Source organism: Methylobacterium sp. P3_A11 (assembly GCF_056403155.1).
Map to the genome: position 1 here is coordinate 1 of NZ_JBFUGA010000037.1, position 25,923 is coordinate 25,923.

Here is a 25,923-nt window from a genome sequence, read left to right on the forward strand (position 1 = left end):
AGGTCCGACAGACCCGACACCATCGCGTTCAGCGTCGCCGCCAGACGCCCGATCTCGTCCCGTCCGCGGGCCGCCAGTTCCCCAGACAGGTCGCCGTCGCCAACACGCGCCACGAACGCCATCACCTGCACCAGTGGCTGGACGATCAGGCGGTTGATGGCGATGCCGATCCCCAGACAGATCAGGAGCGTGAGGAGCGTTCCCACCCAGAGGGCGATGCTCTCGTTGCGTTCACCCTGCGCGACCCGCACGGCCAGCGCCGTGCGGGCGGCGCCTTCGAGACCTTCGATGGCGGCCAGCTTCTGGCGGAAGGTGTCGAACAGCTGCTTGCCCTGACCGTCGGTTTCGATCCTGACAGCCTCGGCCCGTTTCGCCGGATCGGCCGCCATTCGAAGGGCGGCCTCGCCGGTTTCGGTCTGCCAGGTGCGGGCCGCAGTCACGGCGTCGGCGAGGAGGCGCGTGCGCTCGGGATCCTGGCCGATCAAGCTGCCCAGGCGGCCGATCGCCTCGTCGAGGGCCGCGCGGCCGGCGTGATAGGGTTCCAGGCTCCCCTCGCGGCCGGTGATCAGATATCCGCGCAGCCCGGTCTCCTGATTGAGCATCGCCGCCCGGAAGCCGTCGAGCCCGCGGATCAACTGGTTGGAGCGGCTTCGCGCGTCGGTCGCATCGCGCAGCTGTTCGGCCGTGACCAGGACCCAGCCGCTGCTGAGAACCGACACCAGGGCGATGACACCGATCGCACCGCCCAATATGCGGTTGAGACCCAGCGATTGTGACATGGTCTGCTTCATCCTGCTCGGACCTGCGGACGTCGCTGGATTGGCCGCGACCGAGGCTCTGCCGCCTCATAGCGTCCGCGCCCGGTCGATGCGAGACGCGGCATGGGCTGCTGGACGCGCGAGTCGCGCCCGGGACAGGCCGCGGTCCGGATGGCGCCCGCTCCCCGCCGGACCGGTTCGCCGAACGACCGAGCTCGGCGCCGCATCACCTGGCGACGTTTACTATCTGTACACCATCAAACGACTTGTCCTTGTGTACGCAGGCGATCTTCGATGCATCTAAACAGCACTATCCTCACTTCTCGATCGTAATGGCATTACAGCAAGCACTTGCGTCACGAGAGATGCTGATTTCTTTCCTGATCGATACCGATCGCAAGGGCGATCCGCTTGACGCCAACCTGCGGGCGCGGGCACGCGTCGAGCAACTCGACGTCGCCCTCCGGCTCGTGCCGTTCACGATCTTGGTCAGCCTCAGCGTCGTTCAGGTGATCGTCTACCTGTTCTGGCTGCCCGGAAACCGCGCCTATCTCGCTGGGCTCGAGTCGCTCGTCCTGCCCCTCGCGGTCGTCTCGCTCCAGCAATGCTGGCGTTGGCGTTCGCGTCCCAAACCCATCGAGATCGGACCGTCCTTCGTCCAGGGCGTGGTCATCGCCGCCCAGGCCTACGGCTTCCTCCTCGCCTCCGTCCCGGTGATGCTCTTCGCGGGCGCCGATGCCAACGGGCGACTCCTGATCGCCTCCAGCATCGCGGGATTGATCGCGACGGGGATGAGCGCGGCCGTTTTACCGCGGGTCGCGATTAGTTATTCCGGGCTGATCATCCTCGGGTCGTTCATCGCTCTCGGGACCACGGGCGAATCGTTCTATCTCTACGTCGTCGTCCTGCTGTTTTTTTATTCGATCTTCATCTTTTTCACCATTCTGCACCTCAGTCGCCTTCTGACGATGCGGGTGATCGCGCAGATCGAGCTGGAGCGACAACAGGAATTTACGCACCTCCTGCTCAACGAATTCGAGGAGAGTGCCAGTGACTGGCTCTGGGAAACAGATGCCGACCTGCGCCTACAGCATGTCTCGCCGCGTCTGATCGAGGTCGCCGGCTCCTCGGAGCGGCAGCTCATGGGCTTGCCGCTGGAACGTCTGCTTCTACCACCGCTCGCGCCGCCCAAATCCCACTCGAGCACCGCTCTCTGGAGCTGCATCGCGGAGCGTCGCGCATTCCGGAACCTTCACCTGCAGCTCGATATCGCAGGCGAGCGGCGGACTTGGTGTCTGAGCGGAAAGCCGACCTTCAATCGGGTCGGCGTCTTCACCGGGTATCGCGGGGTCGGATCCGACGTGACCGAGAAGCGGCGCTCGGAAGAACGGCTGTCCTATCTCGCCCTGCACGATTCCTTGACCGATTTGCCGAACCGGGTCCTGTTTCATCAGCTCCAGGAAACGGCCCGCCAGCACCTCGGACAGGGCGAACGCTTTGCCGTCCTCGCGCTCGATCTCGATGAGTTCAAGAGCGTCAATGACACCTTCGGCCACGCAGCGGGCGACAACCTCCTGAAGGCCGTCGCCGAGCGCTTGCGGGCGTTCGAGGGGGCGGATGTTCAGCTCGCCCGCCTCGCGGGCGACGAGTTCGCGGTTTTGGCGACCGGGCGGAGCGCCCGTGACACGCATGCCGTCGAGTCGCTGGCGCACGGCATCGTCGAGGTGCTCGCCTCCCCCTTCACCATCGACGGCATTCGCGTGACCGTCAGTGTCAGCGTCGGGATCGCCATCGCGCCGCAGGACGGAAGCCAGGAGATCATGCGGCGCGCCGATCTCGCGCTTTATCGGATGAAGAGCGAGGGGCGAAACGGGTATCGCTTCTACGAAGCCGAGATGGACGAGCGTATCGAGGCACGCCGCGCCTTGACCGCCGACCTGCGGGGCGCGCTCGATCGTGACGAGTTCATCCTCTACTTCCAGCCGATCGTGACGGCCAAGGAGTGCCGCGTCCGCGGCTTCGAGGCACTGCTGCGATGGAAGCATCCGGTGCGCGGCTTCGTCTCGCCCGGCGAGTTCATTCCCCTCGCCGAAGAGACCGGGGTGATCATTCCCCTCGGCGAGTGGATCCTCCGGGAGGCTTGCCGGATCGCGGCCGTCTGGCCGAGCGATGTCCGCATCGCGGTCAATCTCTCACCGCGACAGTTCCGGCATTCGGACCTGCCGCAACTCGTGCGCTCCGCCTTGCGGACGAGCGGCCTGGCCGCCGAACGACTGGAACTGGAGATCACCGAATCGGTGTTCCTGGAGGCCACCCCGGCGATCAATGCCACCCTCACCAAGCTCCGGGAGATGGGCGTGCGCCTGTCGCTCGACGATTTCGGGACCGGCTATTCCAGCCTCAGCTACCTGCGCCGTCTCGCCTTCGACAAGATCAAGATCGACCAGAGCTTCGTCCGGGACCTGCCGCACGAGCGCAGCGCGGCGGCGATCGTTCGCGCGATCATCGACATGGCGACGAGCCTCGACATGACGATCACGGCGGAAGGAGTCGAAACGGACGCGCAGCGCGTCTGCCTGCTGGATCAGGGCTGCCACGAGTTTCAGGGCTACCTGTTCAGCAAGCCCCTTCCCGCCGAGCAGGCCGCCGCCCTGGCGCGCAAGCGCCTGATTCTTCCGACCGCGGTCCAGGCGGCGTGAAACGCCGTCAGGCGCCGAGGGTCGCCGCGCCGGTCGGGTTCGATGCGCCCGGGACCGTGTGCGGCGAGGTCTTCGGCCAGTAGGGCAGGAAGCCCTCGATGATGGTGCGCGGAATATCGAGCGGTCGGTAATGGACCGTATCCACGAACATCAGAGACTGTTCGCCCCGGCCCAGCAGGCCGTTGACCTCGCTGTGAATCTCGTGGGCCAGCGTCACGAACTTCCGATTATGGCTGGCGATGGAGATCCGAACCGTGACCGGTTCGAACTCCATCGCCTCCCGACGGAAATCGTGCTGGAAGGATTTAGTCAGCACGTAGAATTCGGTCGTTTTCAGATCAAAATTCGGCATGCAGATATTGAAGAACAGTTCCCGCGCTTTTCCGACCCAGCGGACGTAATTAGCGAAGTAGACGTTTCCGACCGAATTGGTGTCGTCGTAAGTTGGAATCAGGTGCAGGACGAACCACTGCCCGTCGAAACCGTGGGATGCGACCGTATCCGCCCGATCCAGCGCGACCGGTACCGGCGCGGCTTTCGGCGCCCGGTCCTCGGCCGGTATCAGTTCGCGGGCCGGCTTGGCTTCGCCCCATCCGACAAGCTCGGCGACCATCGGCAATGCCCCGATGAGCCCGATGAGCGGTGCGAGCGTCAGAAGCGACCAACTCGGCGCGATGTAGCCGGTTAGGAAGATCAGGCAGGCCGTCGCCCCGATCATGGAGCTGAGAACCGGATCATACCGGCGCGTCGCGCCGAGGGTCTCGCAGACGAGGCACGCGGCCGCCCCGACGAGGAGCGTGGCGAACGGCATCATCAGGTAGAGCAGCGAGAGATCCGCCCAGATCGCTGCCGACGCCGTGGCGAGGGCCGCCCCCAGGATCCAGACCGGCGAGGCCACCAAACCGGCCGGCACGAAGGCGAGCAGCGGGGAATTGCTGCGCGCCGTAATAGAGGTGCCGAGCCAGCGCGTGGCGCTGTAGAAGCTGTCGATCGTGGTCGCGGCAGCGATGGCCGTCCACACGACGAACGCGGTCGTGGGGCTGATCGCGTGCGTGCGCGCCACGGCCTGCGCCACGGCTGCATAGGCGCCCGGAACGCCATCCGAGGAAACGACAGGCGTACCGAGCCCCGCCTCGGCGGCGAGCAGCGCGTTGATCGTCAGGAGGCCGAGGAACAGGATTGCGCCGGTCAGGTAGGCCGCACGCACGGATCCGCCCGAGCGCCGGATCTCGACGGCACGCTGCCACTGCTGGATATCCATCCAGGGGCCGAGGAGAAATCCCACCAGTGACGGCACGACGAGCCCATAGAAGCGCTCGTCGAAGGCCTGGACGGGAACGCCCGGGCCGTCCCGTTGCGTCGGCAGGCCTGCGAACATCGTTGCGGCTGCGATGAGGCCCAGGACCAGGAGGGTGGCGTGGACGATCCGGATCCCGCGCAGCGGCACCGCGTGTCCGATCGAGCAGGCCACGAGGACGAGGGCGACCACACCCACCGCGGCCTCATGGCCGAACAGCGGAAGCCATCCATAGGCGGCGAAACCGAAGATCGTTATGGCGACGGCAAAGAACTGGGCGCCGAGAAACAGGGGCGCATAGGCGCCCTGGACGGCTGCGATGAGCGCCTCGGGATTTCGACGCGGTGCACCGAGCACCCAGCCGAACAGGGCGAGGCCCCCCGCATTTGGCAGGGCGAAGGCAAGAAACCCGAGCCAACCGTACGTGAGGGTGACATGAATCGCGTAGAAAAAGCCGAGCCCCCAAAACCACGACAAAGCAATCGTGGGGGACCAAGTCGCTGAACGAATGAAATGCGAAGGCATTTTGGCTGCAAGCGCTCCTGACCCGCTACAGCAATAGCGTATCAAATTCGGTTCGGGAATATGTCCGCCTTAGATGCATGGAAATATAAGATTTCCGCGCAGACGAAGACGCATAAGGGCGGGGCCGCCCGGCGCAGCGCGATTCGCTGCGGGCTTGCGGGTCGCAGAGCGAACCCGGCCTTCACGGGCCGGTTCGTCGAGGCGCCTGCGAAATCCGGCCGGTGGCGCAGGCCCGAATGATCCGTCGACGCGGCCGCGTTCTCGCTGCTGCGAACGGGATCGTTTCCGCCATCGCGCGGCGGACCCTTCGATTGGCCGAGAGACGAGGCGCGCGTCAGCCGACCGGGCGATGCATTCCGGGATGACGGCGATCCCCAGCTTGGACGCGCCGACGCAGAGGGGGCGCCTCGACCGCCGAATCGGAATGCTTGTGCGGAAGCCCGGATCGACACGGTGTTCCTGAAGGTGTTTCGTGAACAGYGAAGCGGACAGCCGCATACCGCGTGACGGACCCGGTACCTGCCGGTTACGCAGCGGGACGTCGAATTCCGGAGACTGCCCATGATCGCTGGACCCTACAATCCCCCCTGCGGCGGCCTGCCCGGCCAGACGATGCTGATGACCGGCCGAGCCGTGTTCACCGAGTCCTACGCGGTGATCCCGCACGGCGTGATGAGCGACATCGTCACGAGTGTCCTGCCGGGCTGGGACAGAACCCGGGCCTGGATCCTGGCGCGGCCACTCTCGGGCTTCGCCGAGACCTTCGCCCAGTACCTGATGGAGGTCGCTCCGGGCGGCGGTAGCCAGACCCCCGAGCCGGAGGCGCAGGCCCAGGGCGTGCTGTTCGTGGTCCAGGGCACGGCGAGCCTCGCGCTCGAAGGCGACCGGCATGCCCTGCGGCCGGGCAGCTACGCCTATCTCGCGCCCGGCGCCGCCTGGACCCTGCGCAACGCGGGCGACGAGGCGGTGCGCTTCCACTGGATCCGCAAGGCCTATCAGGTAGCGGCGGGGATCGATGCGCCGACCTCGTTCGTCACGCACGAATCTGCGGTCGAACCGGCCGGCATGGCCGGGACGGACGGTGCCTGGGCGACGACCCGCTTCGTCGCCCCAGACGATCTCCGCCACGACATGCACGTGAACCTTGTGACCCTGCGTCCGGGCGCGTCGATCCCGTTCGAGGAGACGCACGTGATGGAGCACGGGCTGTTCGTGCTCGAGGGCAAGGCCGTCTACCGGCTGAATCGGGACTGGGTGGAGGTGCAGGCGGGCGACTTCATGTGGTTGCGGGCTTTCTGCCCGCAGGCCTGCTACGCGGGAGGACCCGGCCCGTTCCGTTACCTCCTGTACAAGGACGTCAACCGGCATCCGGCGCTGGCGCCGCGCGGGTCAGGCCGATGAGCGTGCCCGCGCCCCGTACGATCGTCGCCCGTTCGCTGACCGCGGAGGCATTCGCGCCCTTCGGATCGGTCATCGATACCGCCGCCGTGGCCCCGCGGCCGATGAATGCCGGGATGGCACGCCGCTTTCACGACCTCGCCGCGATCGAGGTCGTCGGTGCGGGTGCCCACGTCGTGATCGGCCTCGTGGAGGCACGGCCCTACACGATGCCGCTGCGCCTCGGGTTGGTTGAACGTCACCCCCTCGGCGCACAGGCGTTCCTGCCGCTGAGCGCGGCGCCGTTCCTGATCGTGGTCTGCCCCGACGAGGATGGTCGGCCCGGTCTGCCGCAGGCCTTCGTCACCGCGCCCCGCCAGGGGGTCTGTTACGCGCGCAACACCTGGCACGGCGTGTTGACGCCCTATGGGCAGCGGCAGGACTTCATCGTGGTCGACCGGGGTGGACCAGGCGTCAACCTGGAGGAGTACACGTTCGCGGAGCCGTGGATCGTGGCCCTCGCCGACACGGACTGACGGCGCGCGCGTCCGAGCGCTTTCGCGCGCCGATCCGACGCGGTTGTGCCCGCTCCGGATCAACGTGTCGCCGGCCGGATACCCGGATTGGGGCGTTCGGGAACCGCGCTTGCCGTATCAAGGCCGCCCGGATGCCATCATTCCGGAAGGGCGCACGGAGAAAGTCCGTTGACTGCCACCGGCCAGCGGCTATCGAAACCGCAACGATGGAGTCCGCACCAACGCGGACCCGGGGAAGCGCCGGGCTCGCGTGCCCGCACCAGAAAGGCCGCCATGTCGCTGATCCGTACGCCCCTGTCCCGCCGGCGATTCCTCGCGACGGGCTCGACGGCGCTGTTCGCCGGCACCGTTGCCGCGCCCCACGTGGCGCGGGCGCAGAAGGCGGACTTCACCTACAAATACGCCAACAACCTGCCCGACACGCACCCGATGAACATCCGCGCGCGGGAGATGGCGGAGGCTCTGCGGACGGAGAGCGGCGGCCGGTTCGACCTCAAGATCTTCCCTTCCAGCCAGCTCGGCTCGGACACCGACACCCTGAGCCAGCTCCGCTCGGGCAGCGTCGAGTTCTTCACGATGTCGCCGCTGATCCTCTCGACGCTGGTGCCCAACGCCTCGATCAACGGCATCGGCTACGCGTTCCCGAACTACGAGGCCGTCTGGCCGGCGATGGACGGCGAACTCGGCGCCTGGGTCCGCCAGCAGATCGCCAAGGCTGGGCTCGTCGCCATGGAGAAGATCTGGGACAACGGCTACCGGCAGACGACTTCGTCGACCCGGCCAATCGCTACCCCCGACGACTTCAAGGGCTTCCGGATCCGCGTCCCGGTCTCGCCGCTCTGGACCTCGATGTTCAAGGCCTTCGACGCCGCTCCCGCGTCGATCAACCTGAACGAGACCTACTCGGCCCTGCAGACCAAGATCGTCGAGGGTCAGGAAAACCCCCTCGCGGTGATCTCGACGACGAAGTTCTACGAGGTGCAGAAGTACTGCTCGCTCACCAACCACATGTGGGACGGGTACTGGTTCCTGGCGAACCGGCGCGCCTGGGAGCGCATTCCGGCGGATCTGCGCACGATGGTGGCCCGCCACATCGACGCCGCCGGCCTCAAGGAGCGGGCCGACGTCGCCCAGCTCAACGCCAACCTGCAGGCCGATCTGTCGAAGGCCGGCATGGTCTTCAACAAGCCCGATCCGGAGCCCTTCCGCGACAAGCTGCGCAAGGCCGGCTTCTACGCCGAGTGGAAGGGCCGCTACGGCGAGGAAGGCTGGTCTCTCCTGGAGAAGGCCTGCGGGAAGCTCACCTGATGGACTCCGCGGGGGCGCCGCGCGGCGGGGTCGCGCCGTGCTCCCGGCGGGTGATGAACCTCGCGCATTTCCTGCGCCGGGCCGGGCGCCGATTCCCGGACGCGGTGGGGCTCGCCTGGGGCACGCAACGCTTGACCTGGGCCGAACTCGACGCCCGGGTCGACGCGATGGCGGCGGCGCTCGCCGGCCGCGGCGTGGCCAAGGGGGACCGCGTCCTGGTCCAGGCGCGGAACAGCAACCAGCTGTTCGAATCGATGTTCGTCTGCTTCCGGCTCGGGGCCGTCTGGGTCCCGACGAATTTCCGGCAGACGCCCCAGGAAGTCGCGTATCTCGCCAGCGCCAGCGGCGCCTCCGCGCTGATCTGCGGCGCCGGCTTTCCGGATCATGCCGCCGCGGTGCGGGCCGCCTGCCCGGATCTCCACCGCGTCGTCGAGATCGGCGGCGACGCATTCGGGGTGGATTACGACGGCCTCGTCGCCGCCCATCTGGGCGAGGCCGCGCCCACCGCCGACGTCGAGCACGACGATCCGTGCTGGTTCTTCTTCACCTCGGGCACGACCGGCCGCCCGAAGGCGGCGGTCCTCACCCACGGCCAGATGGCCTTCGTCATCACCAACCATCTCTGCGACCTGATGCCGGGCACCACCGAGGAAGACGCCTCGCTGGTCGTGGCGCCGCTCTCCCACGGCGCCGGCATCCACCAGCTCGCGCAGGTCGCGGCCGGCGCGAAGACGGTGCTCACCGCCGGCGAACGCCTCGCCCCGGCCGAGGTCTGGGACCTGGTGGAGCGCTGGCGGATCACCAACCTGTTCACGGTGCCGACCATCGTGAAGCTGCTGACCGAGCATCCGGCGGTCGGCTTGCACGATCATTCCAGCCTGCGCCACGTGATCTATGCGGGCGCGCCGATGTACCGGGCGGATCAGCAGCACGCGTTGCGGGTGCTTGGTCCGGTCCTGGTGCAGTATTTCGGGCTGGGCGAGGTCACCGGCAACATCACGGTGCTGCCGCCGCGCCTGCACGCGGTCGAGGACGGGCCGGACGTGAAGGTCGGCACATGCGGGGTCGAGCGCACCGGCATGCAGGTCCAGATCCAAGACTCTCAGGGCGGTGCGGTCCCGACGGGGGAGACCGGCGAGATCTGCGTCTGCGGCCCGGCGGTGTTCGCGGGCTACTTCGACAACCCGACCGCGAACGCCGCGGCGTTCCGCGACGGCTGGTTCCGGACCGGCGACCTCGGCCATTGCGACGCGGAGGGCTTCCTGTTCATCACCGGCCGCGCCTCGGACATGTACATCTCCGGCGGCTCGAACGTGTACCCGCGGGAGACCGAGGAGAAGCTCCTGACGCATCCGGCGATCTCCGAGGCCGCGATTCTGGGGGTGCCGGACCCGGCCTGGGGCGAGGTCGGCGTGGCGGTCTGCGTTACCCGGCCCGGGGCGACGGTGGAGGAGGGGGCGCTGATCGCGTGGCTGTCCGCCACGGTGGCCCGCTACAAGCTGCCCCGGCGCGTGTTCTTCTGGGATGCCCTGCCGAAGTCCGGCTACGGCAAGGTGACGAAGCGCGCCATCCGCGCGGAACTCGAAGCGCGGGGCGACCTGCCCCTCGAAGGGATGGCGCGGGTGACCGGCCGATAAGGTTTCGGTTCGAGACCGCTCCGTCGTCGCGCGCGCCGCGTCATGAGCCAGGGCCGCGTGACGTCGGCAGGCGTGGCCCCGACGCGATTGCCGCACCGCGCGCGATGATGACCCTGGAGCCAGCAACTTCGGATGGCTCGAGGGGTCGGCGTCCTCGGCCGACCGCACCGCACCCTCCGCATCGTCGGGCGCCCGGCGGCGACGCAGACAACGGTTAACGTCCCGCGTGCGCACCATGTTTTTGCTGCATGTCAGCCCGCACGCCGAGCCCCTCACACGGCCGCGCGGACCGGCTCATATTGCAACGCAGCAATCCCGGCACCCTGCCCGGGCATGACCGGGATCGGGCCTCGATGACCACCCTCGCGAACCTCGTCGGCCTCCGTTCGGACAGCTCCGCCCCCCTCCTCGCGCAGATCGCAGGCCGCCTCGGCGTGGCGGTGCGGCGCGCCGCGGCCGGCCGCTATGCCGAGCAGCGCGAGCGGATCGTGCGCACGGGCGGCGCCGGCATGATCTGAGCGGCTGGGCGCCCCTCAGCGAAGGCGCGCGCGGGCGGCCTCGGTCACGGCCTCGGCGGTGATGCCGAAATGGCGGAACAGGTCTTCCGGCGCACCCGAGGCGCCGAAGCCGGTCATGCCGACGAAGCCGCCCGTCTCGCCGATCCAGCGGTCCCATCCGAAGCGCAGGGCGGCCTCGACCGCGACCCGGACCGTGTCCCGGGGGATGATGCGCTCGCGATAAGCGGCGTCCTGAGCCGCGAAGGCCTCCCAGGACGGCATGGAAACGACGGCCGTCGGGACGCCCTCGGCCTGCAGCAGGTCGCGGGCTGCGAGCGCCAGCGCGACCTCCGACCCCGTCCCGATCAGCGTCACCCGCCGCGCACCCGCGGCCTCCGCCAGCACGTAGGCACCCCGCGCGCAACGGTTCTCGCCGGAGCCGGGCCGCCGGAGGGCCGGCAACGCCTGCCGCGAGCAGATCAGCGATGTCGGGCCGGTCCGGTTGGCCAGGGCCATCTCCCAGCACTCGGCGGTCTCCACCGCGTCGGCCGGGCGCAGCACCAGCATGTTGGGGATGGCCCGCAGGGTCGCGAGGAACTCGACCGGCTGATGGGTCGGCCCGTTGCGGCCGATGGCGATCGAATCGTGGCTATAGACGGTGATGACCGGCAGCTTCATCAGCGCCGCCATGCGGAGCGACGGGCGCATGTAGTCGGAGAAGACGAGGTAGGTGGCGCCAACCGGCACCAGCCCGCGATGGGCCGCGATGCCGTTCATCATCGAGCCCATGGCGTGCTCGCGGATGCCGTAATGCAGGTAGCGGCCGGATCGGTCCTGCGCCGTGAACGCGTGGAATTCGCCCTTGTGCTTCGTCGGACCCTCAAGGTCGGGCGCGCCCGAGAACAGCTCCGGGATCGTGCCCGACAGAGCGGCGGTGATCTCGGCGGACACCTCGATGCTCGGGCGCGCCTCACCGGCCTCTGCAAAACGGTCGCGCAGCGCGCGGAGCTGCGTGTCCCAGTCCTCGGGGAGGCGGGCATCGCTCACCCGGTCGAACGCGGTCCGCGCCGGCGCCGGCAGGGTTTCCCGGCGGCGCTCCCACGCGGCATAGGCATCGCGGTTCCGTCCGCCGACGCCGGCCCGCCACGCCGCAGCGACGGCATCGGGCACCGTGAAGGCCGGATGGTCCCACCCTTTCGCGGCCCGCGCCTCGTCGCAGTCGCGCGCGAATACGCGCCCGCCATGGGCGCCGCGCTGCCCTTCGAGCCGTGGCAGCCCCCGCCCGATCACGGTGCGGCAGGCGATCAGGCTGGGGCGCGGGTCGCCGTGCGCGAGCCGGATCGCCGCCGAGACTGCTTCGACGTCGTGCCCGTCGACGTCCAGCACCTGCCAGTCGGCTGCGCGGAAGCGCGCCTGCACATCCTCCGAGATCGAGAGGTCGGTGGCGCCGTCGTCGGTGATGCGGTTGTCGTCCCACAGGAAGGTCAGCTTCCCGAGACGCAGATGGCCGGCGAGCGAGATCACCTCGTGCGCGATGCCCTCCTGCAGGCAACCGTCCCCGACGAGGGCGTAGGTGCGGTGATCCACCAGCTCGGGGCCGAAGGTCGCCGCGAGCTTGGCCTCGGCCACCGCCATGCCGACCGCATTCGCGATGCCCTGGCCGAGCGGGCCGGTGGTCGCCTCGATCCCGAGTTCGGGCGCGATTTCCGGATGCCCGTGGGTGTGGGAGCCGAGTTCGCGGAAGCGCCGGATCTGCTCCATGGGCAAGCCGGCGTAGCCGGCGAGGTGGAGGGCTGCGTAGAGCAGCATGGAGCCATGGCCGTTAGAGAGCACGAAGCGGTCACGGTCAGGCCAGAGCGGGTCGTCCGGATTGCAGCGCAGATGGCGCGTGAACAGCGCCACGGCGATCTCGGCGCAGCCGAGCGGAGCACCGGGATGGCCGTCCCCCGCCCGCTCGATCGCGTCGAGACCGAGGAAGCGGATCGCGTCGGCCATCCGGGACGTCAGCGTGGCATCGGGCGTGTCGGGCATGGGTCTGACTCGGGCGGTGCGAATTTTCGGCGCGCGGGGACGCCGCCCGGTCGGCACCGCTGCCGTCCGGGATAAATCTCAGTCTGTGGCGTGATCCGCTGGCCTGCGCCGTCCCGGCATCCGCCCGGGTGCAGAGCGTTCAGCCCCGAGCGGTTGCCGTCAGAGGAAGCCGATCGAGAACCAGGGCACGAGGATGATGACGAGGAGGCCGATCAGCAGGGCCACGATGTAGCCGACGATCGGACGCATGCCGGCGTCGGGATGGATCCGGCTGATGGCGCAGGCGGCGTAGTAGCCGACGCCGAAGGGTGGGGCGAACAGCCCGATGCCCATCGCGAGGATCACCACCATGGCGTAGTGGACCTCGTGCACGCCGACAGCCCGTGCGATCGGGAACAGGAGCGGGCCGAACAGCACGATGGCCGGGATTCCCTCCAGCACCGAGCCCAGCACGATGAAGGCGGCTGCCGAGACGAACAGGAAGCCGAGGGCGCCCCCAGGCAGGCTCTTCATGACCTCGGCCAGCGTCTGCGAGAAGCCCGACTGCGTCAGCGCCCAGGCCATGCCGGTGGCAGCGCCGATGATCAGAAGGATCGCACCCGACAACGTCGCGGTCGTCACCAGCATCGGGTAGAGCCGCCGCCAGTCGAACTGGCGGTAGATGAGCAGGCCTGCCAGGGCCGCGTAGACGATGCCGATGGTGGAGACCTCGGTGGCGGTGGCGATGCCCTCGACCACGGCAAAGCGGATCACGAAGGGCAGCGCCAGCGCCGGGATCGCCACGAGGAACGAGCGGCCGATGATCCGCCGCGACGGCCGGGCGACGTGGCTCAGGTCCTCGCCGCGGTAGCGCCACCAGACCAGGGCGCACAGGGTGACGGCGAGCACGAGGCCCGGCAGCAGGCCGCCGGTGAACAGGGCGGTGATCGAGACGCCGGTGACCGAGCCGATGGTGATCAGCACGATCGAGGGCGGGATGGTCTCGGTCTGCGCGCCGGTTGTGGCCAGCAACGCCACGAGGTCGCCTTCCTTGGCGCCGCGGGCCTTCATCTCGGGAAACAGCACCGGAGCGACGGCGGCCATGTCGGCGGCCTTCGATCCGGAGATGCCGGACACGAGGTACATCGCCCCGACCAGCACGTAGTGCAGGCCGCCGCGGACGTGACCGAGCAGCGAGGCGAGGAACCCGACCATGGCCCGGGCCATGCCGGTCATCTCGATCAGGAGGCCGAGGAACACGAAGAGCGGGACCGCCAGCAGGATCAGATGGCTCATGCCCTCGTCCATGCGCCCGACCACCACCATCGACGGTGCGTCGGTGGTCAGCGCGATGTACGCGAAGGTCGACAGGCCGAACGCGAAGGCGATCGGGACCCCGGAGAAGACCAGGGCGCCGACGCCGAGCACGAAGAACAGCAGCAGGTTGAGGTTGCCGAGGGTCGTCAGCCAGGGCTGTAGCGCCACGAGGCCGGCGGCGATTCCGGCGCCCAGCACGAGCGCCCCCGCCGTCAGCTTCCAGTCGGCCGTCTCCAGCAGGCGGATGACCGCGACGATCAGCATGAGGCCGAGGCCGATCGGCAGGGCGGCGGCGCGCCACGCGTTGTTCAGCTCCAGCGCCGGCGTCTGGACGAAGGTCTCCTCGCTGGCGAATTCGAAGGCCGGCTCCAGCAGCAGCGCCACGAAGGTCAGGCCGGCCACCAGGGCGACCGTCTCCAGGAAGGCGCGCAGACGCGGGCCGCTCATGGCGACGAAGGCGGTCATGCGCATGTGCTCGGCCCGGCGGAACGCGACCACGGCGCCCAGCATGGCAAGCCACAGGAACAGGATCGAGGCGAGTTCGTCCGACCAGACGAGGGGCTCGCGGAACACGTAGCGGCTCACGACGCCGCCGAGCAGCACCACGATCTCGGCGAGCACGAGCAGCGCCGCCGGGATCTCCACGAGGTGGCCGAGCCCGTCGTCCAGCCGGCGCAGCCAGGTCCGGGCGCGCAGGGGCGGCCCGGTCAATTCAACCCCCGCCGTCGTCTCGACGGCCGCGATATCGATCTGCATGGCGCCCTCCCGTCGGAGCCGGTCCCGATCCCGCTGCCGGCGGGAACGGCTCCAAGTGCGTCGTCTCGTGCGTCTTGTGGTGCGTCTCGGCGCGCCTTCGTTCTCCGATACCGTTTTTCGGTTCGGCGGAAAGCGCTTCAGGTCAATTTGCCCGACACGTCCTCAAGATGCGACCACGCCGCATCGCCGTACTTCGCTTTCCAGTCCCGGTAGAAGCTCGTCCGCCCGAGGGCCTCGCGGAATCGCGCCCGGTCGACGTCGATGAAGGTGATGCCCTTCGCCGTCAGGCTGTCCCGGAGGGAGACGCTGAGCTTGGCGACATCGGCGCGCTGGTCGTTGGCCGAGCGGTCGAGTTCGCGCGAGACGACGGTGCGCAGATCCTCGGGCAATTTCTGCCACGCGCGCTTGTTGCCGAGGATCCAGTAGCCGTCCCAGACGTGGCCGGTCATGCTGCAGGACTTCTGCACCTCGTAGAGCCGGGTGGTGGCCGTGATGGCGAGGGGGTTCTCCTGTCCCTCGACCACCTTGGTCTGGAGCGAGGAGTACAGCTCGTTGAAATTGATCGGCGCCGCGCCGGCATCGAAGGCCTTGAACAGGGAGGTGAGCATCGGCGCCGGCGGGACGCGGATCTTGAAGCCCTTCAGGTCCTCCGGTGTCCGGATTTCGCGGGTCGAGGAGGTGATCTGCCGGAAGCCGTTGTCCCAGACCTTGGAGACGGTCAGGATCGGCGTCTTGGCGATCTCGGAGCGGACATAGGTGCCGAGGCCTCCGTCCATGGCCGACCAGACGGCGTCGTAATCCTTGAAGGCGAAGCCGGTGTTGGGCAGGCTCGCGGCCGGCACGAAGGTGGCCAGGATCGAGGTCGCGAGGTTGAAGAACTCGACGCTGCCGTTTCGGACCTGCGCCAGGAGATCGGTGTCCGAGCCCAGCTGATTGGCGGGAAACAGCTTGATCTCCAGCCGTCCGTTGGTGGCCTCGCGGATCCGGTCGAGGGCCTCCTGCGCCCGGATGTTGACCGGATGGGTCGGATCCTGCCCGGTGGCGAGCTTGTAGGTGAACTCGGCGGCTTGCCCCCGCCGTGTGAGGATGCCGAAGGCCGGCAGGGCGGCCGCGCCCACGAGCAGGCTTCGGCGGCTGAGACGCATGTCGCGCATGGTTTCACTCCCTGGATGGTCCGGGTCGCCCGGTCCCCGCCGTTGACCGCCGGTGGAGGGCACGACCCGCGTTGCTGTCCGGGGCGGCGGGCGTGTGCCCGACGCCGTCATCGCGCGTCTTCCGCGGACGCCTACCCGCCGTCGCCGTTGAGCAGGCGGTAGGCGCGGATCACCTGGCTGTCGTCGGCGACGCCGTCGCCGCGACCGGAGGTCGAGACGAAGAGCTGGTGGGCGAGCGCCGCCAGCGGCAGCGCCGCTCCCGCGCCGCGGCCGGCCTCGAGCACGATTCCGAGGTCCTTCACGAAGATGTCGACCGCGCTGGTGACCTGCGGCGCGGCCTCGAGCATCCGGGGGCCGCGGTCGCGCAGCATCCAGCTCGCGGCCGAGGAGCCCGAAAGGATCTCCAGCACCACGGCGAGATCGACGCCGACGCGACCGGCGAGCGCCAGTGCCTCGGCGGCGGCGGCGATGTGGACGCCGCACAGGAGCTGGTTCAMGGCCTTGACGGTGGCACCCTGTCCCGGGCGCTCGCCGACGTGGAAGATCCGGTCGCCGAGTGTGTCGAGGGCCGGCCTCAAAGCGGCCAGCGTCTCGGCGGGCGCCGCCGCCATGATCGTGAGCCGGCCGGCCTGGGCGCCGACGACGCCGCCCGAGACCGGGGCATCGACGAAGCGGCGGCCGGCTGCCGCGACGCGTTCGGCCAGCTGCTCCACCGCCTGCGGCGGGCAGGTCGCCGTCAGGGCCACGATGCCGTCCGGAGCGAGGGCGTCGAGGGCGCCCTGCGCGAACAAGACGTCCTCGGCCTGCGCGGCGTTCACCACCATGAGCAGGAGCGCGTCAGCGCCCGCAGCGGCCTCGGCCGGGGTTTCGGCCGGAATCCCGCCCGCGGCCGCCAGGGCCGCGCGGCCCTCCGGCCGCAGGTCGTAGCCGCGGACCGCGAAGCCCGCAGCGACCAGGTTGGTCGCTATCGGCAGGCCCATGGCGCCGAGGCCGACGAGGGCGATTTGGTTCAGAGCCATGCCCGGATGCTCCGCGCCATCGCGGCGGCCGAGATGCCGTAGCGGTCGTGGAGCGTCGGCAGGGCGCCGGCATCGAGGAACTCATCCGGCAGGCCGATCTGGCGGAAGCCGCGCCCCGGCATCACGCCCTCGCGCATCAGCAGGCCGGCCACCGCCTCGCCGAGGCCGCCGATCACGCTGTGGTTCTCGGCCACGACGATCAGCCGGCCGCCCCGCCGGGCCTCGTGCAGGATCGTCGCCGTGTCGAGGGGCTTGATCGTCGGCACGTGCAGGACCGCCACGTCGACCCGGTCGTCGCGCAGGGCCTCGGCGACCTCCAGGGCGCGCATGGTCATCAGGCCCGAGGCGATCACCAGGACGTCGCGGCCGTCGCGGATCGTCTTGGCCTTGCCCAGCTCGAACGTGTAGCCGTACTCGTCCAGCACCAGCGGGACGTTGCCACGCAGGAGCCGCAGGTAGACCGGCCCCTTGTGGGCCGCCATGGCGGGGACGACCTGCTCGGTCTCGTGAGCATCGCAGGGGTCGATGATCGTGAGGTTCGGCATTCCGCGGAAGATCGCGAGATCCTCCGTCGCCTGGTGGCTCGGGCCGTAGCCGGTGGTCAGGCCGGGCAGGGCGCAGGCGATCTTGACGTCGAGGTTCTCCTCCGCGATCGCGAGGCAGATGAAGTCGTAGGCGCGCCGCGCCGCGAACACCGCGTAGGTGGTGGCGAAGGGCGTGAACCCTTCCCGGGCGAGGCCCGCGGCGGCGCTCATCAGCAGCTGCTCGGCCATCCCCATCTGGTAGAACCGCTCGGGATGGGCCTGCGCGAAGATGTGCAGGTCCGTGTATTTCGACAGGTCCGCCGACAGGCCGACGATGTCGGGCCGCGTCTTGGCGAGTTCGACCAGGGCGTGGCCGAAGGGTGCGGCCTTCGTGCGCTGCCCGGGGGCGGCGAGCGAGGCAATCATCGCCGAGGTCTTGGCGCCGCTGCCGGCGCGGGGGGCGGGCTTCTCGTACTTGGAGCGTCTCACCGCACTCTCCCCTCGTCCAGGATCGCCAGGGCTCGCTGCCACTCGTCCGGCTCGACCCGCAGGAAGTGATTGCGCTCGCGTTCCTCCAGGAACGGCACGCCCTTCGCCATGCGGGTGTCGCAGATGATGACCCGGGGCTGCGGGCCGGGGTTGTTGCGCGCGGCGTCGAAGGCCCTGACCAGGGCGTCGATATCGTTGCCGTCGACCCGCTGGACGAACCAGTTGAAGGCCTCGAATTTCGGCGCCAGCGGCTCGAAGTTGAGCACCCCGCGCGACGCGCCGTCCGCCTGCATGCCGTTCACGTCGACGAGGCCGATGAGGTTGTCGAGCTTGAACGAGCCCGCCGACATCGCGGCCTCCCAGGTCGAGCCCTCGTCCAGCTCGCCGTCGGAGAACAGGTTGTAGATGAAGCTCTTCGAGTTCTTCCGCTTCAGCCCGAGCGCCATGCCGACCGCGATCCCGAGCCCGTGGCCCAGGGACCCGCCGGTGATCTCCATGCCGGGCGTGTAGGCGGCCATGCCGGACATCGGCAGGCGGCTGTCGTCGCCGCCGTAGCTCGTCAGCTCGTCCTCGGGGAGGATCTCCGCCTCGATCAGCGCTGCGTAGAGGGCGATGGCGTAGTGGCCGATCGACAGCAGGAACCGGTCGCGGCCCTCCCATTCGGGATCCTCGGGCCGGTAGGTGAGGGCGTGGAAGTAGCTCACCGCCAGCACGTCGGAGATGCCGAGCGCCTGGGCGATGTAGCCCTGGCCCTGGACCTCGCCCATGCGCAGGGCGTGGCGGCGGATGCGGTAGGCACGCTCGGCGAGCGGGACGTTGGAGCCGGCGCGGGGGCGCTCGGTCGCTGACGGAGACGTCATGGCGCGGCCCTTAATGGATCAGCATGCCGCCGTTCACGTCGATCACCGCCCCGGTGATGTACGTGGACAGGTCGGAGGCCAGGAACAGGCAGGCATTGGCGACGTCGTCCGCCACGCCGAGGCGCCCCAGGGGGATGCCCTTGGCGATCTCGACCTTCAGCTCGGGGGTGAGCTTGCCGCCGGTGATGTCGGTCTGGATCAGGCCGGGGGTCACGGAATTCACCCGGACGCCGTCGGGGCCGAGCTCGCGGGCCATGGCCTTGGCGAGGCCGAGCACGCCGCCCTTGGCGGCGCTGTAATGCGGGCCGCCGAAGATGCCGCCGCCCCGCTGGGCCGAGACCGACGACATGCACACAATCGCGCCCGCGCCCTGGCCGCGCATCGCCGGGATCACCGCCTGGCTCATGTAGAGCGTGCCGCGCAGGTTCACGTCGGTGACCGCGTCGTAGTTCTCCGGCTCGATCTCCATGATCTTGAGGGGCTGGGTGATGCCGGCGTTGTTGACGAGGACGTCGATCCGCCCGAGGCGGGCCGCGATCTCGTCTGCAGCGGCCGAGCAGGCCGCCCGGTCGATGACGTTGCAGGCCAGCCCGATATGGCCGGGACCGATGTCGCGGGCGGCCGCCTCGGCCTGCCCGGCATCGAGGTCCAGGATCGCGACCCGGGCGCCCTGGCTCGCGAAAAGCCGCGCGGTGGCCTTTCCGATCCCGCGGGCGGAGGCCGCCCCGGTGATTACGCACACCCGATCGTTCAGCAGCATGGAAACCTCCCGGCGATCCGCGACGAGGCGCGGTCGAACCTGTCGTCAGGACGGAGGGTGCGGCGGGCCGGCGACCGCGATCCTGCGGATCGCGCGGTCTGCGGCGTCGTCTCCTCTCGTCTGTCGTGTTGGAGAGACTGTGCCTCCACGGCATGCCCGCGACAAACGCGCAATTTGCACGCGCAGGTGAATCCAGATCACCTTTTCCCGGTCAGGCGAGTTCCGCGCTCAAGGGGATCGCGAGTTCCTCGGCAAGCCAGCGCGCGAAGACCCGGAGTGGCGCCCGGCGGCGGACGTCGACCGGGCAAACGAAGTGATGGCCGACGTAGCTGATGTCCTGAGAACGCCTAGCCAACGGCGCGACGAGCCGCCCGGCCGCAACCTCCCGCTCGGCGAGGCGTGTGGATTCGAGGGCGACCCCGAGCCCGTCCGCCGCAGCGGCCAGGGCCAGGAAGCTCCGGTCGAAGCGGATTCCCGCACTCGGCTGCGTGACGAGCTGGTTTCGCTCGAACCAATGCGACCAGCGCACCTGCTTGTTGTCGCTCTGGATCAGGGTCTGTGCCAGCAGGTCGGCGGGTTCGCGGATCCGGGCGGCCCGCACGGGATCGCAGAGCGGCGTCACCGTCTCCAGGCCCAGCGGCATGCGGACCAGGCCTTCCCCACGGGGCGGTCCGTAGACGATGTCGGCATCGAACTCGTCCGTGATGAATCGGGCGTAGTCCATACCGGCGGCCAGACGCACCTCGAAACCCGGATGGGCGCTGAGGAAGCGCGCGAGCCGCGGCGCCAGCCATTGCGCGGCGAAGCTCGGCGCGCAGTGCAGCCGCAGAAGTTGCGGTCCCCGATTCGCCACGAGATCGAAGCCGCGGTTGAGTTCGGCGAAGGCGCGTCCGACATGATCGCAGAGCGCCTCGCCGGCCGGGGTCGGCGTGATCCCCTGTCCGACTCGCTCGAACAGGACGACCCCCAAAGTCTCTTCCATCTTGCGCAGGGCGTGACTCACCGCGCTCGGAGACAGGTTGAGTTCGCCGGCGGCGGCCTTGAACGAGCGCCGTCGCGCGGCGGCCTCGAAGATTCGGATTGCGGAGAGGGGAACCGGCGGCCTCATCCCGGGCAGCATGGGCCGCTCTCGTCGATCCTGGCAATGGCAGCCGGACGATGCGCACAGGACGCGGTCGCCACCGGATGAAGCAGAACGGCGACGAATTCGACGCGATCAGGCCACGCGTTGGCTGCGAACCCGGACCGGCGACGCGGCCTGTCCCTGCTGGGTCACCTGCCGGAGAACGGCGACCATTGCATCGGTCCGCGCTTCGCGGTCCGGCGGCCCCAGATCATCGCGGGAGCTGCGCCATGCCAAGAGGAGGCAGGCGAGGATGGCGAACGTGCTGGCCGCGAGGGGAGCGATGATCAGTGCGGCCAGGGCACTGATCGGCGCCAGGATCACGGCTGTCGCGAGGCCGCTCAAAACGGCCGCCGCCATCATGACGATCATCGGAGCCTCGCCCGATCGATGTGATCGGTTCCCTTGACCGGCCACCGGCCTACGATCACGTGAAAAGGGTTGATAATTGGTAAATCGCAAGCGGCCGATCGATTGTCCCGGTCCCGAGAGAGCAGGGTTACGCTGGGGCGGTTTTGCGGGGGAGGGAGCAGCGCGCCGATCTGACACTGAGGGTTGGCTCGGCTTCTTTGGCTGTGCCGCAGTAGTTGAGACAGACGCCGCATTGACAATGCCATGGCCTCCGGCCGTCAGCGGTCCGACCTGGGGCCTTTCAGAGATCGCTGGTTGCGTTGTATCGCGGGACGCGAATTGCACTGTTATGGCGCCGTGTTCGAAGCGAAACGCTCGCCGCCAAGATTGATCAAATACTCGTGATCATTTTGTATCTGGATGTCGTAGGCTTTTTGACTCGATCGGATGCAATCAGTCGAGTCGCCTGATATGAAGTGGCCATCCCTGGTATAGAATGATCACTTGCTGTACGCGGTTTGGCAGTGATAACCCTTCAATGTCGGGCATGCGGGAATATTATATTCGATGGCTATCGATGATAGTGCTATCGTGCGGCTGCGCGAGATCGCAGCTGTTGTAGGCTGTCCGGTCGAAGCTTTTTTCGCGTCGGCGGACGAAGGGGTCGAGGCGGGCATGACCCACGAATTGATCTGCCTGTGGAATGCGCTTCAGGAGCCTCAAGCGCGACAACGCGTCCTCATGATCGCACGACGCGAGCTTCTGCGTGAGGCCCGCGGGTCGGACGCTGGCGAGTGACAAGAAGGGCTGACGTTGCGATGACCGAACGGGTCAGCGCCGTCCGGGATAGTTTCGCGGGATGCCACAGCAGCATCCCGTCCCTGTGAAGCCTGGGCCGATTCCCGCTCCGAAACGACGGGTCGGCGGCAAGCCCCGACCGTGGGGTCGGTTCACCCGTCGCCGCGGTCACGATGGGCGAAGTAGGGACACATGCGACGATCGGGTGACGCCGCTGTGCATCCGGTGCGCCCCAGCTTCGGGAGGTGCCACTGCAGTGCCGATCCGAAACGTCGGCACCGGCATCCTCGCGGATCACCCTGTTGCGTGACCCTGGGCGATCCAACCGAGCACCGTCGCGCAGCGCTCGGCCTGATCGCGGGTCAGCCCCGAGGCGACGGCCGCGCCGTTGCGATAGACGACGAAGGTGCCATCGTCGGTTGCGCGGATCTTGATGGAGGCCATCACTCGGCTCCCGAGGCGAGGACCTGAAGCTGCGACAGCCCGGCGGCTGTGATCTGCCAGACGGCAAGCCGTCCCTCCGCGCTGTCCGGATGGTCGACCCGCTGGAGGTGACCGGTGGTTTCGAGGGCGGCGAGGCGGCTGTGATCGCTGGGCCATGACGCGTCGGGCTTCTTGCGAATCGAGATCCGGTAGTCCCCGGCTTCTGCTGCTTTGCTGAGAAGGCGGCGCTCGTGGTTGACCAGCATCGGCACTCCTGGGCGGACGAGACGGGTAGGCGTTACTTACGTACAGGCTGGCCGATATGGTTAAGCTTGGCAACCCCACGGGTGCAATGCCCTTTGGATCGGCATCGGGCGAGGCCGGCATCGGAGCGGTCGCCACCCGTATCCCGTGGCGTGTTCGATCTCGGGGTGTCGATTCACGGGTCCGATTCCCGGCCAAGGCGAATTGGGTGAGTGGCGGCGGGGCCGTCGGGCATCCGCACCGGCTTCCGAAGCGCGGTCGCGGGTCACCGGGCAGCCCGCTTGACCGATCCCGTTCCGCAAGGATTCGGCGTGCACGGGCTGCCCCATCGAACACAAAAAAGGCCGGCCGGGTTTCCCCGGCCGGCCGTCGTTCCGACGATGTGAGCGCTTACCGCAGGAGCTGGAGGACGCCCTGCTGGGCGGAGTTGGCCAGGGAGAGGGCGGAGATGCCCATCGACTGGCGGGTCGACAGCGCCTGCGARTTGGCCGCTTCCTGGTTCAGGTCGGCGTTGGTCAGGTTGGCCGAGCCGGTCTGAAGGACGTTGATCAACTGCTTGGAGAAGTCCTGGCGGTTCTGCACCACCGACAGGTTCGAGCCGAGGGTGCTCGCCGCCGAGTTCAGGGCGGTTCCGGCGCYGGTGAGGGTCGACAGGGTCTTGTTGACGTCCGAGTTCAGCAGGAAGTTGCCGAGGCCGTTCGARCTCGYCGAGYTGTTCGAGTTGGTGATCGRCGACAGGCCCAGGCCGCTGGCCGTCGCGTCGACGGACGAGACGTTCAGGTTGGAGCTGCCGGTGTCGTTGAACTTGATGTTCATGTCATTGCCCTTGCCGGCAATGAGGTTGACGCCGTTGTAGCTGGCATCGCCGGCGAGCTGGGTGATCTGGTTCAGCAGGTTGTTGTACTGGCTCGCCAGCGACGAGCGCTGGGTGACGCCGGAGATCGAGAGGTCGCTGGACACGACGGTGCTGGCGGCRGTGCCGTAGGTCGAGGCCGTGGTCGCCGAGGCGGTGAAGCCGAGCGCCGTCTGGCTGSCSGAGTTCTGGAACTCGACGTCGGCCTGGGCATTCAGRACGATCTTGGTGCCGGTGCTGTCGACCGAGAAGATCGCGCCGGCGCCGAACGAGCCGCTGGACGMCGTGGACGCCGAGCTGACCGCCGCGTTCAGGGYCGCGACCGYCGCGYTGAYGCTCGAGGAGGCAGCGACGTTGGCCGAGACCGAGGTGCCGTTGATKGTCAGGAGCACCGTCGAGGCGGTGGTGCTGGCGCTGTAGGCGCCGGCGGCGGTTCCGGTGGTGGAGAGCTGGGTCGAGAGGGCCTGGTTGGCGATCGACTTGGCTTGGTCGACGAGCTTCTGGATCGAGGTGATGCCCTGGTTGGCGGCCTGGATCGACTGGACGCCGTTGGAGATGCCGTCGAGCAGGGAGTTCAGGCTCGACGAGCGCCCGTCGAGGGCCTGGGATGTGAAGAAGTTGGTCGGGTTGTCGAGGGCGGAGTTGACCGTCTTACCGGTGGCGAGGCGGTTCTGCGTGGTCGCCATGAGGGTGGCGGTATCCTGCAGCGAGAGCAGGTTCTGACGCGTGGCGGCCGACAGGGTGATGGAGGACATGGATCGCTATCTTTCTGATTTGATGCACCCGTTTCTTGGGTGGGCCAGTAATCGCGCCCCAACCCTTTCTCACGCGTTAAATCAATCGCAGACAGCTCGGTAACGTGGGTCGATCGTTAACGGAATAACTCCGAGATCGTTCAAGTATTGATAGTGCGGGGGCCTCGTTCAAGATCCATTAACCATCCGCTGCCATAAGCCGCGAGGCTGTCCAAATCTGTCGCGTCTGCCCAACCGGAATTGCTCCGCTGCGGCCGGCGAGCGGCGACTGGGGCGAACCTTGAACGGAGACCAGCTTTGATCGCTCAAGCGTCTGTCGCTGTTGGCGACCCGAATCTCTCCGCGCCACCGGTTTTTCCGCATGTCGCGATCGCGATCCCCTGCGGGACCATGGTGCACGCGGACTTCGCCGTCAGCCTCGGCTCGATGATGCATTCGCTGGGCGAGATGCCCATGTCGCTCGTCGTCGGGAAGTCGTCGATCGTGGCCGATGCCCGCAATCTGAGCCTTGAATTCGCGCAGAAGTACGGTGCCGAATATGTCCTGTTCATCGACAGCGACATGACCTTCCCCAAGGATGCCCTGCTCAAGCTTCTGGTGCGGAAGGTGGACATCATCGGTGCGACCTATTCCCGTCGCACTGCGCCGTTCCATTTCCTGGGCGACATTCTGCAGGAGCAGCCGGCCGACGCACCCAAGGGCCTTCTGGAGATGTCGCGCATCCCCACGGGTTTCCTCCTGGTCAAGTCCACGGTCTTCGAGAGCCTGAAGCGGCCCTATTTCCGGTTCCGGGTCGATGAGGAGGCCGGTGTCAATATCGGCGAAGACTTCGACTTCAGCGATCGGGTTCGTGCTGCCGGGTACAGGATCTGGTGCGATCCGTATCTCAGCAAGGAGCTCGGCCATATCGGCGAGCAGTCCTTCAAGCTCTGAGCGAAGCCGGGATTCGGGTGACCGCGCCGTGCCTGCGCTTCACGGATTGGGGCGGGGCGCTCGACACGATGAGGTGTGGGAATGAGGATTGCGATCATCACACCATCGCGGCTCAAGCGTTCGACCCTCGCCGGAAAGGCCGGCCAGTATTTCCTGGAGCACGCGATGGAGAGCGCCGCCGGCCAGGACCTCGACAGGCCGGTGACGCTCCGTTTCTTCGTCGGGATCGATCCCGACACCGAGATCCCGGCGAGGCTGGCCGACCACCCCCAGATCRCGTTCGTGCGCAGCGACCGCAAGGCGCAGGTCCCGGCCTTGAAYGCGGCCATCCGCGCGGTGGATGCCAGTTGGGACCTCGTCGGCTTYCTKGAGGACGAYGATCRCTGGMTGCCGCMWTAYCTCGGTKTCGCGCTYCRGGCSCTGGACRGTTTCGACTTCGTCTCCTCGACCCAGCTCGAGGTGGRCGAGGCCGGCGAGATCGTCCGGATCAACGATTTCGCCACGCCGTCGGGCTGGCTCATGCGCCGCAGCACGTTCGAGCGCGTCGGCGCCATCGACCCGTCGGCGAAGTGGCACTACGACAACGAATGGCTCGGCCGCCTCGCCGAGACCGGCCTGCGCCGAGCCCACCTCGTCGAGRYCACGGCGCCGGCAACCCTGCAGGACGCGAGCCAGGTCCGCCCGTGGCTCGCCAACGTCCTGCGGAATGGCGGCCCGAACGTGCACCTCGTGCGCCATGGCTTCGCCCTGCCCCTGGTGTGCCGCCTGGTGCATCCGGGGTCCGGCACCTCGGATGTGGGCCAGGGCGGGACTTCCAAGGCCGAGAGCAATGCCGAGTATCAGCGGCTGATCAATCGCTTCGGCCGCATCCCCTGGTAAGACCCCCGAGGCGCGCCGGAG

23 protein-coding genes are annotated in these 25,923 nt (G+C 68.2%); 9 read left to right on the forward strand and 14 right to left on the reverse strand.

Features of this window, described 5'->3' with window-relative positions:
• A partial coding sequence (locus tag AC1DXK_RS13495; protein WP_477298018.1) for a CHASE3 domain-containing protein occupies positions 1-791 on the reverse strand: 791 nt, incomplete at its 3' end.
• 332 nt (positions 792-1,123) lie between these two features.
• Here AC1DXK_RS13495 and AC1DXK_RS13500 point away from each other — a divergent pair.
• Complete coding sequence (locus AC1DXK_RS13500; protein ID WP_477298020.1) at positions 1,124-3,457, forward strand: putative bifunctional diguanylate cyclase/phosphodiesterase; 2,334 nt, start codon at positions 1,124-1,126, stop codon at positions 3,455-3,457.
• A 7-nt stretch (positions 3,458-3,464) separates the two neighbouring features.
• Here the strand turns inward: AC1DXK_RS13500 and AC1DXK_RS13505 are convergent, their stop codons facing one another.
• Positions 3,465-5,231, reverse strand: a complete 1,767-nt coding sequence (locus tag AC1DXK_RS13505; protein WP_457108455.1) for an acyl-CoA thioesterase — start codon at positions 5,229-5,231, stop codon at positions 3,465-3,467.
• Between the two features lie 609 nt (positions 5,232-5,840).
• On the opposite strand from AC1DXK_RS13505, the gene AC1DXK_RS13510 reads away from it, so the two are divergent.
• From AC1DXK_RS13510 to AC1DXK_RS13530, 5 genes are all read left to right on the forward strand, one after another.
• The gene (locus tag AC1DXK_RS13510) at positions 5,841-6,680 is read left to right on the forward strand and encodes a bifunctional allantoicase/(S)-ureidoglycine aminohydrolase (protein ID WP_457108456.1); all 840 of its coding nucleotides are present in this window, start codon (positions 5,841-5,843) and stop codon (positions 6,678-6,680) included.
• Positions 6,677-7,192 (forward strand): ureidoglycolate lyase, encoded by a 516-nt coding sequence (locus AC1DXK_RS13515; RefSeq protein ID WP_457108457.1) that lies wholly within the window; start codon positions 6,677-6,679, stop codon positions 7,190-7,192. The genes AC1DXK_RS13510 and AC1DXK_RS13515 overlap by 4 nt, the downstream gene beginning before the upstream one ends.
• 273 nt (positions 7,193-7,465) lie before the next feature.
• Positions 7,466-8,500 carry a TRAP transporter substrate-binding protein gene (locus AC1DXK_RS13520; RefSeq protein WP_457108458.1) on the forward strand — a complete coding sequence of 345 codons (1,035 nt, stop codon included), beginning with the start codon at positions 7,466-7,468 and terminating at the stop codon, positions 8,498-8,500.
• Positions 8,500-10,137 (forward strand): acyl-CoA synthetase, encoded by a 1,638-nt coding sequence (locus AC1DXK_RS13525; RefSeq protein WP_457108459.1) that lies wholly within the window; start codon positions 8,500-8,502, stop codon positions 10,135-10,137. The genes AC1DXK_RS13520 and AC1DXK_RS13525 overlap by 1 nt, the downstream gene beginning before the upstream one ends.
• A 353-nt stretch (positions 10,138-10,490) precedes the next feature.
• The gene (locus AC1DXK_RS13530; protein ID WP_457108460.1) at positions 10,491-10,655 is read left to right on the forward strand and encodes a hypothetical protein; all 165 of its coding nucleotides are present in this window, start codon (positions 10,491-10,493) and stop codon (positions 10,653-10,655) included.
• Positions 10,656-10,670: 15 nt separating this feature from the next.
• Here AC1DXK_RS13530 and tkt read toward each other — a convergent pair whose 3' ends face one another.
• The 9 genes from tkt to AC1DXK_RS13575 all read right to left on the reverse strand — a co-directional run bounded on the left by tkt (position 10,671) and on the right by AC1DXK_RS13575 (position 21,009).
• The gene (gene tkt / locus AC1DXK_RS13535; protein ID WP_457108461.1) at positions 10,671-12,665 is read right to left on the reverse strand and encodes a transketolase; all 1,995 of its coding nucleotides are present in this window, start codon (positions 12,663-12,665) and stop codon (positions 10,671-10,673) included.
• Between the two features lie 159 nt (positions 12,666-12,824).
• Complete coding sequence (locus AC1DXK_RS13540; RefSeq protein WP_457108462.1) at positions 12,825-14,717, reverse strand: TRAP transporter large permease; 1,893 nt, start codon at positions 14,715-14,717, stop codon at positions 12,825-12,827.
• A gap of 137 nt (positions 14,718-14,854) precedes the next feature.
• The gene (locus AC1DXK_RS13545; protein WP_477298024.1) at positions 14,855-15,871 is read right to left on the reverse strand and encodes a TRAP transporter substrate-binding protein; all 1,017 of its coding nucleotides are present in this window, start codon (positions 15,869-15,871) and stop codon (positions 14,855-14,857) included.
• Between the two features lie 131 nt (positions 15,872-16,002).
• Complete coding sequence (locus AC1DXK_RS13550; protein ID WP_477298026.1) at positions 16,003-16,890, reverse strand: NAD(P)-dependent oxidoreductase; 888 nt, start codon at positions 16,888-16,890, stop codon at positions 16,003-16,005.
• Entirely contained in the window at positions 16,881-17,903 is a 1,023-nt protein-coding gene (locus tag AC1DXK_RS13555; RefSeq protein WP_457108465.1) for a transketolase family protein, read from the reverse strand. The genes AC1DXK_RS13550 and AC1DXK_RS13555 overlap by 10 nt, the downstream gene beginning before the upstream one ends.
• A complete protein-coding gene (locus tag AC1DXK_RS13560; RefSeq protein WP_457108466.1) occupies positions 17,900-18,763 on the reverse strand; it encodes a transketolase in 864 nt (287 codons plus the stop codon). The genes AC1DXK_RS13555 and AC1DXK_RS13560 overlap by 4 nt, the downstream gene beginning before the upstream one ends.
• Positions 18,764-18,773: 10 nt before the next feature.
• On the reverse strand, positions 18,774-19,523 hold the full coding sequence (locus AC1DXK_RS13565; RefSeq protein WP_477298029.1) for an SDR family NAD(P)-dependent oxidoreductase: 750 nt from the start codon (positions 19,521-19,523) through the stop codon (positions 18,774-18,776).
• A 211-nt stretch (positions 19,524-19,734) separates the two neighbouring features.
• Positions 19,735-20,631 carry a LysR substrate-binding domain-containing protein gene (locus tag AC1DXK_RS13570; protein ID WP_457108473.1) on the reverse strand — a complete coding sequence of 299 codons (897 nt, stop codon included), beginning with the start codon at positions 20,629-20,631 and terminating at the stop codon, positions 19,735-19,737.
• Positions 20,632-20,739: 108 nt separating this feature from the next.
• Positions 20,740-21,009, reverse strand: coding sequence for a hypothetical protein (locus AC1DXK_RS13575; protein WP_477298030.1), 270 nt, complete (start codon positions 21,007-21,009; stop codon positions 20,740-20,742).
• Between the two features lie 555 nt (positions 21,010-21,564).
• Here AC1DXK_RS13575 and AC1DXK_RS13580 point away from each other — a divergent pair.
• Entirely contained in the window at positions 21,565-21,795 is a 231-nt protein-coding gene (locus AC1DXK_RS13580) for a hypothetical protein (RefSeq protein ID WP_457108469.1), read from the forward strand.
• Between the two features lie 294 nt (positions 21,796-22,089).
• Here the strand turns inward: AC1DXK_RS13580 and AC1DXK_RS13585 are convergent, their stop codons facing one another.
• The 3 genes from AC1DXK_RS13585 to AC1DXK_RS13595 form a co-directional block, all read right to left on the reverse strand.
• Entirely contained in the window at positions 22,090-22,239 is a 150-nt protein-coding gene (locus tag AC1DXK_RS13585; RefSeq protein WP_457108470.1) for a hypothetical protein, read from the reverse strand.
• Positions 22,239-22,484: a hypothetical protein gene (locus AC1DXK_RS13590; RefSeq protein ID WP_457108471.1), complete on the reverse strand. Its 246-nt coding sequence runs from the start codon at positions 22,482-22,484 to the stop codon at positions 22,239-22,241. Before AC1DXK_RS13590 ends, AC1DXK_RS13585 begins: the two co-directional genes overlap by 1 nt.
• Before the next feature lie 388 nt (positions 22,485-22,872).
• Positions 22,873-24,090: a flagellin N-terminal helical domain-containing protein gene (locus tag AC1DXK_RS13595; protein WP_477298033.1), complete on the reverse strand. Its 1,218-nt coding sequence runs from the start codon at positions 24,088-24,090 to the stop codon at positions 22,873-22,875.
• A 297-nt stretch (positions 24,091-24,387) separates the two neighbouring features.
• Between AC1DXK_RS13595 and AC1DXK_RS13600 the strand changes: the two genes are divergently transcribed.
• Entirely contained in the window at positions 24,388-25,023 is a 636-nt protein-coding gene (locus AC1DXK_RS13600) for a glycosyltransferase family protein (RefSeq protein WP_457105996.1), read from the forward strand.
• 81 nt (positions 25,024-25,104) lie between these two features.
• On the forward strand, positions 25,105-25,902 hold the full coding sequence (locus tag AC1DXK_RS13605) for a glycosyltransferase family 2 protein (RefSeq protein WP_457105997.1): 798 nt from the start codon (positions 25,105-25,107) through the stop codon (positions 25,900-25,902).
• The last annotated feature ends 21 nt before the right edge of the window (positions 25,903-25,923 follow it).